The following is a 12717-nucleotide window of genomic DNA, read 5'->3' as shown; positions in this document are numbered from 1 at the left end:
TTATCGACGGGGTGCCAGCGTGTCAAACGAACCCAAAAACCCTAAATTTAACGTCACTCGGTCCTCGATTTTGGTCCAACGATCCCGTTTCGGTAGCCACGCCATGTCCGCACCCCGCTGTCAAATCGTCATTCCCGCCCGACTCGCATCGACACGGTTGCCCGAAAAGCTGTTGCGCCGGGTGGCTGGCAAAACCGTGTTGCAGTTCACGTACGAAGCGGCAATGCGGTCCGATGTCGCCGAGAACGTCGTCGTTGCCGTCGACGATGTTCGAATCGCTGATGAAGTCGAGTCGTTCGGCGGGCGTTGGTTCATGACTCGCGTGGATCACGCCAGCGGAACCGATCGGATCGCAGAAGTCGCCGCGGCGATGCCCGACGTCGACGTTTTCGTTAATGTACAAGGCGATGAACCGGAGATCGATCCCGCGATCATCGACCGTGTCGCAAGGTGCTTGATCGACGATGCGAATGCCGATCTTTCGACGGCCGGTGTTCCGATCCGCGACGCCGCTTCGCTGGATGACCCCGCGAAGGTCAAGATCGTGATGGCCGGAATGAACGAGGCAGGGCAGGGCAGGGCAGTGTACTTCAGCCGATCCTCGGTGCCCCATGTCCGCGATGGCGTGACCGCCGATTCTCTTGCCGTTGAACCGCCCCTCTTTTGGCACCATATCGGACTATACGCTTATCGCCGAGCCTTCTTGAATTGGTTTTCGGGCCAGTCCGTCAGTCTCTTGGAGGCGACCGAAAAGCTGGAACAGCTTCGTGCGATCGAGGCGGGAAAGCGAGTTGTTGTCGCGCGGGCAGAGCACGCCGCACCCGGTATCGACACCTTGGCGGACTTGGAAGCGTTTCGGATCAGGATCGAATGAGCTCGAAATGACGGATGAAGACCGGGAATGCGGCGTGCGGTGTTTACGGGCTGTGCCGTAAAAAAGTTGAGGTAAACTAGACGCTCGATCTTCCGCCCTCGTGACTGAATCTATGACTCTTCCAAGCCGCCGCCGACACTCCCGGATTTCGTCGCGTTCCAACGCCCTCCGGATCGAGTCGCTTGAATCGCGGCGATTGCTGGCCGGCGATGCGCCGACCTTTGTTTCCATCGATGCGCAAACGGTCGAGGTCGGCAGCCCCCTGCATGTGCCGATCGACGCGGCCGATCAGAACGGCGGGCCGCTGACGACGATGATCACGGTCGCCGATCCTGACTTGGTCGAAGCGATCGTGATCACCGGTAACCGTTCCATGCGGCTATCGGTTGCCGATTTCGGTGCCATGGTGTTTCAGATGTTCGAACAGCGGGCGCCGCGGGCATCGGGGCGAGTTATCGCGTTGGCGGAAGCCGGTTTCTATGACGGCGTCTTGTTCCACCGGGTCGACAGTGACTTCGTGATTCAAGCCGGTATTGCGGCCGGCACGACGAACGAAGGCTCGGGATTGGGTGCGTTCGACGATGAGTTTCATCCTGACTTACAGCACAATCGGGAAGGTATCTTGTCGTTCGCAAAAAGCACCGACGACACCAACGATTCGCAGTTCTTTGTGACGGAAGCCGATCCTCGTTTTTTGGATTTCAATCACTCCATCTTTGGTCAATTGATCGAAGGGTTCGATGTGCGCGAGGCGATCAGCGAGACTCCCATCGTCGGCGGCGGCGACGAGAGCCCGGTCAGCGATGTCGTGATCACCCATGCCGAGATCTTTAGTGACACCGAAAACTCGCTGGTGATGTTGCGGGCGCTCGCGCCGAACATTGAAACCACGGCGACCGTGACTGTCACCGACGCCGAAGGCAACGCGACAAGCCAGACATTCACGGTCAGCACAATTGACGATCAAGTCAACGCGAATCCGTATCTATTGCCATTCGTTTCACCGATCATCGCAACGGCCGGCGAGACGGTTGAATTGGACTTGCGCGCATTCGACTTAGAGTCGGATGCGGTCGCTTACGCAGGCCAGTACGTAAGTGAGAGTTTTGACAGCCAGGCGAGCTTGGATTCGGTGACCGGAAGGTTCGTATTGATCCCTGCGGCAGACTTTGTTGGTTCCATTGAATTCTTGTTAGGTGTCACAACCGCAACCGGAAATGGTGCTTTCGATACCCAGTCCTTGACGATCACGTTTGCACCCACGCCGTTCGTCGGGTCGCTAGCGCTCGACGCGACCAGTGATTCGGGTTCCGCCGATGATGACAACGTCACCAATGCGACTTCGCTTTTGTTGGTCGTCGATGGCGTCAGTGTCGGTACGACCGTCGAAGTGTTCGACGTTGCGACCGATGAAGTGCTGGCATCGGCAACCGCGACGGAGGCGACCGTATCACTGACGATCGATGTCGCCGATCGAACCGGGCTTGTGACGTTGGCGGCACGCGCGACGAGTGGCGGCCAATCGAGTGACCCGACGGCCGAATTGGCGATCACATTGGACCGGATCGCGCCGACGCTTGTCCGCGACAACGATGTGGTTCATGTGTTCGCGGGTGAAGCTTTCACACGTGTTTTGACTTCGGACGAATCGGCAACGCGTTGGTCGTTGGCTGGTTTGGTCGAAGGTGCCGAGATCGACGGCGACTCGGGCGAATTGACTTGGGTCACCGGTTCACCGCTTCGCGGCCCACAAACTGTCGTCGTGCAATTGACCGACGTGGCAGGAAACGTTCGTGATGAGGACTTCGAGATCACCGTCACGTCGCGGTACTTGAACCCTCAAGACGCTTTCGATGTGGACGCCAACGGGGCGGTGACGGCGTTCGATGCGTTGTTGATCATCAACGTGCTCGGCCGGGCTGGCGGCACCATCGAGCTGCCCGGTTTTGACCTGCAGCCTGGGGCCGTAACAACGCTCAACCAAGCGTATTTTTACAACGTCAGCGGCGACACCGCGATTACAGCCCTGGACGCACTGAGGGTCATCAACGAGGTCGGCCGCCGCCGCAATGTTCTGCCCACAAGTTTCGAATCGATCGATGCGGCGATCCGATCTGCGTCGGATTGGGACGCCGATGGGGTGGAGTCAGCGCACATCGTCGGGAATCTGTTTTAGAACGCCGTTTCGCCAAAAACCCGGTTTTTGACCCGGTCCCATTTCGAGAGCGGTTCGCTATGATCTCGTTCCATGACGAAACACATTTTTGTAACCGGCGGCGTGGTCAGTTCTCTTGGCAAGGGGCTCACAAGCGCCTCGATCGGCATGTTGCTGGAATTGCGGGGTTTGCGTGTCCGCATGCAGAAGCTGGACCCGTACATCAACGTCGACCCCGGCACGATGAGCCCCTATCAGCACGGCGAGGTCTACGTCCTGGATGACGGATCCGAGACGGACCTGGACTTGGGCCACTACGAACGCTTCACGTCGGGGCTATTGTCGCGAGACTGCAATTACACGACGGGGCAAATCTATTTGTCCGTCATCGAAAAGGAACGCAAGGGCCAATTCCTGGGCAAGACCGTTCAGGTCATTCCGCACATTACCAACGAAATCAAATCGGTGGTCAAACGGATGGGCGGCGACGACGTCGATGTCGTGATCACAGAGATCGGCGGCACGGTCGGTGACATCGAAAGTTTGCCGTTCTTGGAAGCGATCCGTCAATTCTCTTTGGACGTTGGTCGCGAAAACGTGCTTTACATGCACCTAACGCTTGTTCCTTACCTGAAGGCTGCGGACGAACTGAAGACCAAGCCGACTCAGCATAGCGTCGGCCAGCTTCGCGAAATCGGTATCCAGCCCGACGTGCTGGTTTGTCGATGTGAACACTCGATCAGCCGCGATGACCGAGAAAAAATTGCGTTGTTCTGCAACGTTCCCGTAGAAGCCGTGATCGAAGAAAAGGATAAAGATTTTTCGATCTACGAAGTCCCCTTGTCGCTGGTCGACAACAAGCTGGACGAATTGGTGATCAAACGTCTCGGGCTGACCAGCGCTAAGCCGCTGGACATTTCGCCCTGGACCGACTTGCTGCACCGACTCCGCAATCCGCGCCACGAAATCTCGATTGCCGTGGTCGGCAAGTATGCCGAACACAAAGACGCCTACAAGTCGATTTACGAATCCATCGACCACGCAGGCATGCATCACCAAACGCAGGTGCGGATCGGACGCATTCAAAGCGCCGATATCGAACGCGAGGGTGCCGAGCGATTGCTCAGCGGGTATCACGGCATTCTGGTTCCCGGCGGTTTTGGCGAGCGCGGTATCGAGGGCAAAGTGCAAGCGATCAGGTTCGCTCGCGAACGCGGCGTTCCGTTCTTTGGCATCTGTTTGGGGATGCAGTGTGCGGTGATCGAATATGGTCGTCACATTATGGGACTGCACAACGCCCATAGCAGCGAGTTCGACAAAGACACGCCGCACCCGGTGATTTGTTTGTTGGACGAACAGCAAAACGTGACCCAGATGGGCGGCACGATGCGGCTGGGGACTCAACCGGCCAAGGTAAAACCCGACAGCATCGCCGGTCGAGCATACGGCGCCGAATCGATCAACGAACGACATCGCCATCGATACGAATTCAATAACTCGTATCGCCAGCAATTTGAATCGGCCGGAATGCGGTTTTCCGGAACCAGTCCTGATGGCGGCCTCGTCGAGATCGTTGAAATCCCGGAACACCCTTGGTTTACGGCGGTTCAGTTCCATCCCGAATTTAAGAGTAAACCGTTGAAGGCCCATCCGATGTTCGCCGGTTTCGTGGGCGCTGCGATTGATCGTATGCAGTCGCGATCGGCAAGCGAAGCACCGTAGGCGAGCAGGCACTAGAATAAAAACATAAAGTCAGTGGGCGATCAACATTCGCCGCGCACCTGGAGCAACCGATGAGCGAAAACGAAAACAAAAACGACAGCACGGAAGCGGAAAACGTCAAGGAACCCGAAAGCACTAACGCGGAAAAGATCGGCGCGGAAAAGATCGACGCGGACATCAAAGTCGGTGAGGGTGGAACGGATGCCGTCGCCAAGGAACAGCCATCGGGCGAAATGCCTCCGCCGCCGGCCACGTTTGAGGCACTGCTTTCGATGCTCTTTACGCAATCGATGGCGATGCTTGGGCAAATTCCCGATCCGGCGACCGGCCAGCCGACCGTCAACAAACCCTACGCGAAACACTTCATCGATGTGTTGGAAATGCTGGGTGAAAAGACCAAGGGCAACCTGAGCGACCAGGAAAAAAAAATGCACTCCGAAGCCCTGCACGCGATGCGAATGGCTTACGTCAGCGTCAAGCAGTCGTGATCGCGAGCGAATTCGCTGTTTCGCAATCGGCCTGTTTTTTCGCGCCCTGATAGGGCGTCGTTTCGGCCTTGGAATACGGCATGAACCAACTCCACCGAAACGATTTGCGACGCTGGATTGCCGTTCACACGGCAGCCCTGATGTTCACATTGTCGTTAGTGTTTTTGGTCTGCCAGGCGATTCTGGTTGTGGTCTGGGTCGACGTTCCGAACTTGTCGGAAAATGCGCTGACGACGATCGACCCCGCCAGTCCCGATGCAACGCGATTGCGGTCGATGTACACCGATGACGTGATTGACCATCGCTTCATCGATTTTGCCGGTTGGGCGATGTTTCTGATCTGGCCGATTGTCGTGGTCGAGTCCGTTTGGCATTGGTTGACTCGGCCATGGAACGCTGCGAACCGTAAGTACCACTTCTTTGCGTTGCTGTTTTGCATCAGCCCCAGTCTGCGGTTGTGCGCGCGAAGCCCCGAAATGAATTGTCGGTTGTGGTTGCCGGGGCTGGGTTGGCGACAAGCGAATCGGCGATTGAGGAGTCGTTTGGAGCGAAGCTTCAGCATTCCTATGATCGCAATCGCGCTGTTGATCTTGCCAGTCTTAGTGATCGAGTTTTTTATGAAAGCTCAGGTCGCCGAGTACACGTGGTTGCGTACGATATTGCACATCGGGACGGGGGTCATCTGGTTCGCTTTCGCTTTCGAATTCATCTTGAAAGTCTCAGTCGCCGAAAAGAAGTTGGCGTATTGCAAGAAACACTGGATCGACTTGGCGATCATTTCATTGCCGTTCTTTTCGTTTCTTCGATCGTTGCAGATGGTCCAGTCAACGCGGCTGACGAAGTTGTTGAAGATTCAGCAACTGACCAAGCTTGCCCGGGTATACCGACTTCGCGGCACGGCGGTCAAAGCACTTCGCGCGGTCGTGCTGTTGGACGGTTTTCAAAGATACATTCATCGCGATCCCGATCGCGCGATTGAAAAGCTGGAAAGGCGGCTCGCCGATATTGAATCCGAAGCAAGGTTCGTCCAGCGACAGATCAACAAGCTACGTCGACTGCGCGACCATGATGATACCTAGCCGGCGGTAAGTCGCTTTTGGTGGATTCGCCAGACCGTCGGCGGCTTAACCAGCGGCGGCCCGTCGGGTTTGCGTTGAAAGCGGGCCTAGAAAATCGCTGGCTTTCCGAGTGACCGTCGCACGATTGCCCACTGTCCGGCGTGCATCATCCAGTGGCTGTCGGCGGACAAAATCAATGCAGCCATATTGGGAAAGAACGAACGCATGCTTTCGGGTGCCGTGTCCGAAAGTTTCTCCATGGGCAGCGTGTCCAAAAGGTTCAGCAGCCCCTCACGCTGAGTGGACTTGGCGGCCAATAGTTCGTCTTTCGTTGCGAACTTTGTCGCATCATCGCCGCTGGCCGATTCGCTGCCGTACTTTCCGGAAAATCCGTCTGGCAGTGCAGGCATCGCGCCGGACTGGACCATCTCGCCGAGCATGTGTTCCGACGAAATCAAGTGCCCGAGTTGCCAGTTGATGTGGTTGGCACCCTCTACAGGTCGATGCAGCAAGTCGGCGTCCGTCAAATCGCCAAGGTACATCATGCAGACATGGTCGGTCGTCGCGATCGTCTGTCGTACGAGATCTTTCAGGTCCATTCCAAACTTCCTTAGGCGAGAAAAAAGTGGGCGAGCAAAAAAGTGTCCGACCCCCTTTGCCGGGAACCGGTCCTGCGGGTGCTTCGCACAAAAGGGGTCGGACACTTATTGTCCGCCGAGTTGTTTGCGTTGAAACGCTGCCACCGAATCGATGATCGCATCCAGGTGATGGGTTGGCTTGTAGCCGATCGTGTTGCTGATGCGCGTCAGGTCGGGTACGCGACGGCGAATGTCTTCGAATGAATCGTCGTACGCTTCGGAGTACGATTGAAAGTCGATCGTCGCCTTTGGGTTGACGCGTGCGATGACCCGCTCGGCGAGTTGCAGAATCGAAATCGGCACGTCGCTGCCGATGTTGTAGACGCGACCCGCGGCTTCGGGGGTGTCCACCAACTTGGCGACCGCGCCGACGACGTCATCAACGTGGGCGAAGCATCGGATTTGCTTTCCGTCATCATGAACGACAAGGGATTCGCCACGCAGGGCGGCGTCGACGAATCGAGGGAGGACCATGCCGTAGGCGCCCGTTTGCCGTGGACCGACGACGTTGAAGAAACGGCCGACGACGGCGGGTAGCGCTTTCTCTTTATAGAACGCCAGCGCCAAGAACTCGTCGATCGCCTTCGATACGCCGTAGCTCCAGCGAGGTTTCGTCGTGGCGCCGAAAACCAGGTCGTCTTCCTCGGTCCAAACTTCTTTGGGATTCTTTCCGTACACTTCGCTCGTGCTGGCGATGAAACAGGGGACAAGGTCGCCCTTGACGGCGCGTTCGCCGAGGCGATTGAGAATCAGTTGCGTCGGGTAGATGTTTCGCTCGATCGTCTGAATCGGCTGGGCCGCGATCAACGCAACGCCGACGGCTGCGGCCAAGTGGTACACGCGGTCAGCTCGATCGACCACTTCGGCCACCAAGTCCTCGTCCTCGACGGTGCCCTCGATGTACTCAAGATTTTCATGATCGATCACCGCTGCGAGATTCGTTGCGCGTCCGGTCGAAAGGTCATCAACGACGATGACCTTGTGCCCCGACGCAAGCAAATTTTCGGCAAGATGGGAACCAATGAAGCCGGCGCCGCCAGTGATAAGACAATTTTTCGCAGACACAGGTGAACCGAAGAATGATGGAAGTGAATTTAGGCAAAGAGCACAACGTTCATAGACGCTAACGGATCGCCGCGATTCCGTCATCTGGCGTTGAGGGGAAATCAAGCCTCGTTGATGGTGGTGACGCTACCACACCATTGGTGGACCGTTACGAAACAGAGCAGGGAACGGTTCGATCCGAGCCGGTCGACGAGCAACCGATTAGGTAATTCGCGAAGTTTGGTGAGTTTTGAGGTCTGGGTAAGCCGTGCCTGCGAACTATCGACCATCTTGCGAGGCCGCTAGAATAAGCCGTCAAGGTTTTAGGGAACGTATTTTCACCGGATCCCTGTTTTCCTTCAATGCAATGGCTTCGGAGAGAGTTTGTGATTTGGACGTCTGACGTATCACCCCGGCCATCTTTCTTGTCTGTTGTTGGCCAACACCCGTCTGTGATTGGCCAAAGATTGATCGCTGCGTTGATTTGGATATCAATCGTCTTGGCGGGTTTTACCGCGGCGGCTCAGGACAAGCAAAAGAAGAGCGACGGCGGGATTGATGAAAAAGCCGAGGCCGCGATGGCCGCCTACGCAGACGCCGCCAACTTTCAGACCGGTGGCGCGATCGATTTGGCGATCCAAGGTTGGCAGGCGTATTTGAAACAGCACCCCGATCACGAGATGGCTTCGCGGGCGGCGCACTATTTGGGCGTTTGTTACATGCAGGCCGAAAAGCCTAATTACCCGGCTGCATCGGATGCGTTTGCCAGAGCGCTGAAGGACAAAAAGTATGACCTTCGCGAAGAGAGTCTCGCCAACCGAGGTTGGTGTTTGTACGCGTCGGCCGGCGAACGAGACAAACGCGATGCAAAGAAGTTGAAAGAATCGATCAACGTCTACGAAACGCTTCGCAAAGAATTTCCGAAATCACGGTTTCTGGATCGAGCCATTTTCTACTGTGGCGAAGCGGCTTACGGCTTGGGTGACGCGGCGAAGGCGATCGCATACTACAACGAACTGATGGCGATGCCCGATGCGAAGGAATCGCCGCTCCGGTGCGATGCCTTGTATGCTCGCGGTGTTGCGCAGGAGGATCTCGATCAGTTCGAAGAAGCGATGGCTTCGTTTCAGCAATTGCTTAGCAGTTGCGAAAAAAACGATCTGGTTACCGATGTTCATCTGCGTTTAGGTGACCTGGCGATATTGCGAGGCGAACACAATAAAGCGGTTGCGTCTTTTGACCGAGCGGTCGAGTCCACCGAGTCAAGTGAGGACAAGTCGTACGCCATCTTTCGACAAGCGTTTGCGTTAGTTCAAGCCGAGCGACCGGCCGAAGCGGCGTCCAAGTACGAATTGCTGTTGTCGGACTATCCGGATACCGAATACGCCGCAGCGGCCACGTTGGCATCCGCCCAAAGTATCTACCGCAGCGGCGACATCGATGAAGCCGGAAAGCGGTTCGCCAAGGTGCTTGATCAAAACAACGCCGTCGCTGCAACCGAAGCGACGCACTGGTTATCGCGGATCGCGATCGATCGTGGAAAGCCAGAAATAGCCGCCGAAGTCGCTCGTGCTCAAATCAAGAAGGGGCTCGAAGGCGAGTTCGCGATGGACGTGCGACTGGATTTGGCCGAATCGTTATCGATGAATCCGAAGACGGTTGCCGAATCGTTGTCGCTGTTCGAGCAAGCCTATCGAGAATTGCCCGGTGACAAGCTTGCGCCTCGCGCGCTTTACAACGCTGCGTTTTCGGCGCTTCAAGTCAATGATCCTGCCAAGGCGCTTGCACTCGCGGGCGAATTCATTAGCAAATTTCCGAGCGATACACTGTTGCCAGACGTCAAGTTTGTTGCCGCGGAAGGCCAGCTATTGACAGGCAAAACGGATGAAGCAGCCCAAACGTATCGTGAACTGATTGCGTCGACCAAGCCGGACAATGTCCAGCGTCCGGTGTGGGTTCTTCGCGCGGCGACGACCGCAAATGCATCGGGTAAGTTCGATGAAGCGATCAAAATGCTGGGTGCGGAAATAGACTCATTGCCCCAGACGTCACAGAAAGCAGAGGCCGCCATGTTGATCGGCCAAGCTCACATGATGGCGAAGCGTCCCGGTAAGGCTGCGGAAGCCTTCGCGACGGCGGCCAAAGCCGATCCCAGGGGGCCGCGTGCCGAAGAGGCGACGTTGATGGTCGGTCAGGCGAAATTGGCGGACGGTGATTCTGGATCGGCGATTGCGACTTGGGCCAAGATGATCCAGTCGTCGCCGAATACTCGGATGGCCGACCAGGCTCGATACAAGTTGGCACAGGCCGCAAGCAGCGAGGAAGAGTTCGACCGAGCGGTCGGCTGGTTTGATGAGATTTTGGCATCGGACCGTGACCCGGGATTGTTGCCGTATGCGCTGTACGGAAAAGCATTCGCGCTGCTTCAGTCCGGGGACCACACATCCGCCTTGGCGTCCGTCGAAACTTTGATCGACAAGTACAAAAGTCATCCGCTTCGAGGCGACGCGATGCTGACACGCGGGATCACGCTACGCAACTTGAAGCGGTACGACGACGCGCGAACCGATTTGGAAACGTTTCTCGCCATCCCGCCTCGCGGTACGAATTTGGGGCACGCGCTTTATGAGTTGGCGCTAATCGATCAAGCCGAAAAAGAGCCCGCGAAGGCGGCTGAAAAACTGAATCGGTTAGTTGCTGAAGTGCCCGGTTACCCGTCGATGGACAAAGTGTTGTACGAACTCGGTTGGTCGCTTCAAGAAGCGGGTGACGATGACGCGGCCGTCAAGCACTTCACGGACCTTGTGACGAAGTATCCCGATACGTCATTGGTGGCCGATGCTTCATTTTTCATCGGCCAACAAAATTACTCAACCGGAAACTGGGACGAAGCTTCCAAGCGGTTCGAGATCGCGGCGAAGAAATCGGCATCGCCGGAACTGGGCGAGAAGTCGCTCTATCGATTGGGGTGGTCGCGATTCAAATCGGCCGACTACGATCGATCCGAAAAGGCGTTCGCCGAGCAAGCCAAACAGTATCCCGAGGGTCGGCTAAGTTTCGATGCTCTGATGATGGTCGGCGAATCGCGATTCAAACAGGCTGACTACGCAAACGCACTTGCCGGTTACGAAGTTGCCCGCCAACGCATCGTCGCGAATGATGACACCTCCAAGAAAATTCGAGACGGCGCCGAACGTCAGGTTCGTGAGCTGACGTTGCTGCACGGAGGCCAGAGCGCGGCGCAGTTGAAGCAATGGGACGTCGCAATTCAGTGGTACGACGAAATGCGAAAACGGTTTCCGTCGTCTGACTATCTGCCGCAAGTGTTTTACGAAACCGGATTTGCTTATCAACAAAAACAAGAGAACGACCAATCGCTGAAGTTCTTTGGCGAGGTGGCGGACAACTATCGAAACGAACTGGCCGCGAGGGCTCGTTTCATGATGGGTGAAATCTATTTTGGCGACCGAAAGTTCGACAAAGCAATTCCCGAGTTCCAACGCGTGATGTTCGGTTTCGGCGCCGACAAGGCACCCGAGGGGATCAAAAATTGGCAAGCCAAGAGCGGTTTCGAAGCAGGGCGATGTAGCGAGTTACTCGCCCAGATGACAAAAACGGCTGCGGCCAAAGAAAAAGCGGCTCAGATTGCAGCTGGCTTCTATAATTACGTCGCCGAAAAACATCCTGACCATGAACTCGCTGCCAAGTCACGAGAGCGTCTAGAGGCCCAACCAAAGTGATCTGTTTCAAGACCGCGACCACGACCATCGCGACGACTGTGATCATGAAGAATCGGATCGGATTCCGCTTCGCGATCGTTGCACTTGTTTTCCTTGGTTCCTTAGCGATGTCGGGCCAGAACGATGTGTTCGGTCAAGGGGGCGACGGTGGCTTTGGCCAGATCGACGCAGCCGAGATTGAGTCGATCATGACGGATCAGCCGGTTGCCGCCGCGACTGAGGATGCGACGCCGTCGGGCATCGATCTGTTGACGCTGATTTCGCGTGGCGGTGCGTTCATGATCCCGATCGGCATCATGAGCTTCTTGGTCGTTGCTCTTGCGGTCGAACGGTTTGTCAGTTTGCGCCGCCGACGCATCATCCCGCCGCGGTTGAAGGTCCGCTTGGAAACCATGTTGGATCCGATGGACCAATTCGATCCAAGCTTGGCGCATCAATCATGTTTGGACTTTCCGTCACCCGCCGCCCGCGTCGTTCACGCGATGTTGCAGCGGACCGGTCAGCCGCTCGCAGATATCGAGCGAGCCGCAACCGAAGCGATCGAGCGTGAAGCGGACCAACACGCGTCCCCCATCCGTTGGTTGACGCTCGCGGCCGCCGCGACGCCGTTGATGGGTTTGCTAGGAACGGTTTGGGGCATGATCGTAGCGTTCCACGAATCGACCACGTTGACTGCCGATCGTAGTCGCAGCGAGCAATTGTCCGAAGGCATCTACACGGCATTGGTAACGACGTTGGCCGGGTTGGTTGTTGCGATTCCCGCGGCGATGTTGGCCTTGTATTTGGAGAATCGCTTGATCAAGTTGTTTCACCGTGTCGAACAATTGGCGTTCAACGTTGCACCCGGCATCGCTCGGTTCGCCGGACGTCGCCAGATGTTGTCCGACGGAACGATGGCCAAAATGGACGCGCCATTTGGTCAAGGTAATCCACCGCCACCACCTCCGCCGCCCCGAACATCCGGCAAGGCACGCGACGAAGCGAAGATGGGGTAATCG

At 56.6% G+C, this 12717-nt stretch carries 9 protein-coding genes; 7 read left to right on the top strand and 2 right to left on the bottom strand.

The genetic code is table 11. The annotated features are described in order from the left end of the window. Positions 1-103 precede the first annotated feature (103 nt). The 5 genes from kdsB (at position 104) to Poly51_RS19490 (ending at position 6318) form a co-directional block, all read left to right on the top strand. On the top strand, positions 104-874 hold the full coding sequence (kdsB, locus tag Poly51_RS19510; protein ID WP_146459462.1) for a 3-deoxy-manno-octulosonate cytidylyltransferase: 771 nt from the start codon (positions 104-106) through the stop codon (positions 872-874). A gap of 112 nt (positions 875-986) precedes the next feature. Next, a complete protein-coding gene (locus tag Poly51_RS19505; protein WP_146459461.1) occupies positions 987-3050 on the top strand; it encodes a peptidylprolyl isomerase in 2064 nt (687 codons plus the stop codon). A gap of 72 nt (positions 3051-3122) precedes the next feature. Further along, the gene (locus tag Poly51_RS19500; RefSeq protein WP_146459460.1) at positions 3123-4751 is read left to right on the top strand and encodes a CTP synthase; all 1629 of its coding nucleotides are present in this window, start codon (positions 3123-3125) and stop codon (positions 4749-4751) included. A 71-nt stretch (positions 4752-4822) separates the two neighbouring features. Then, positions 4823-5239: a DUF1844 domain-containing protein gene (locus Poly51_RS19495; RefSeq protein ID WP_146459459.1), complete on the top strand. Its 417-nt coding sequence runs from the start codon at positions 4823-4825 to the stop codon at positions 5237-5239. 80 nt (positions 5240-5319) lie between these two features. After that, a complete protein-coding gene (locus tag Poly51_RS19490) occupies positions 5320-6318 on the top strand; it encodes a potassium channel protein (RefSeq protein WP_146459458.1) in 999 nt (332 codons plus the stop codon). 86 nt (positions 6319-6404) lie between these two features. On the opposite strand, the gene Poly51_RS19485 is transcribed toward Poly51_RS19490, so the two are convergent. After that, positions 6405-6896: a DinB family protein gene (locus Poly51_RS19485; RefSeq protein ID WP_146459457.1), complete on the bottom strand. Its 492-nt coding sequence runs from the start codon at positions 6894-6896 to the stop codon at positions 6405-6407. A gap of 105 nt (positions 6897-7001) precedes the next feature. After that, positions 7002-8000: an NAD-dependent epimerase/dehydratase family protein gene (locus tag Poly51_RS19480; RefSeq protein ID WP_246114619.1), complete on the bottom strand. Its 999-nt coding sequence runs from the start codon at positions 7998-8000 to the stop codon at positions 7002-7004. A gap of 458 nt (positions 8001-8458) precedes the next feature. On the opposite strand from Poly51_RS19480, the gene Poly51_RS19475 reads away from it, so the two are divergent. Together Poly51_RS19475 and Poly51_RS19470 are read left to right on the top strand one after the other, a co-directional pair. Continuing rightward, positions 8459-11719, top strand: coding sequence for a tetratricopeptide repeat protein (locus Poly51_RS19475; RefSeq protein ID WP_246114618.1), 3261 nt, complete (start codon positions 8459-8461; stop codon positions 11717-11719). Next, the gene (locus Poly51_RS19470) at positions 11716-12714 is read left to right on the top strand and encodes a MotA/TolQ/ExbB proton channel family protein (RefSeq protein WP_246114617.1); all 999 of its coding nucleotides are present in this window, start codon (positions 11716-11718) and stop codon (positions 12712-12714) included. The genes Poly51_RS19475 and Poly51_RS19470 overlap by 4 nt, the downstream gene beginning before the upstream one ends. Positions 12715-12717 lie beyond the last annotated feature (3 nt).

Origin of the sequence: Rubripirellula tenax, assembly GCF_007860125.1 — a bacterium.
In the GTDB taxonomy this organism is placed as follows: domain Bacteria; phylum Planctomycetota; class Planctomycetia; order Pirellulales; family Pirellulaceae; genus Rubripirellula; species Rubripirellula tenax.
This window is presented reverse-complemented; position numbering and strand designations above follow the sequence as displayed.

Excerpts from the sequence above, each read along its gene's own strand:
- Poly51_RS19500 (WP_146459460.1), top strand. The coding sequence starts at position 3,123 with ATGACGAAACACATTTTTGTAACCGGCGGCGTGGTCAGTTCTCTTGGC.
- Poly51_RS19495 (WP_146459459.1), top strand. The coding sequence starts at position 4,823 with ATGAGCGAAAACGAAAACAAAAACGACAGCACGGAAGCGGAAAACGTC.
- Poly51_RS19505 (WP_146459461.1), top strand. The coding sequence starts at position 987 with ATGACTCTTCCAAGCCGCCGCCGACACTCCCGGATTTCGTCGCGTTCC.
- kdsB (WP_146459462.1), top strand. The coding sequence starts at position 104 with ATGTCCGCACCCCGCTGTCAAATCGTCATTCCCGCCCGACTCGCATCG.
- Poly51_RS19490 (WP_146459458.1), top strand. The coding sequence starts at position 5,320 with ATGAACCAACTCCACCGAAACGATTTGCGACGCTGGATTGCCGTTCAC.
- Poly51_RS19485 (WP_146459457.1), bottom strand. The coding sequence starts at position 6,896 with ATGGACCTGAAAGATCTCGTACGACAGACGATCGCGACGACCGACCAT.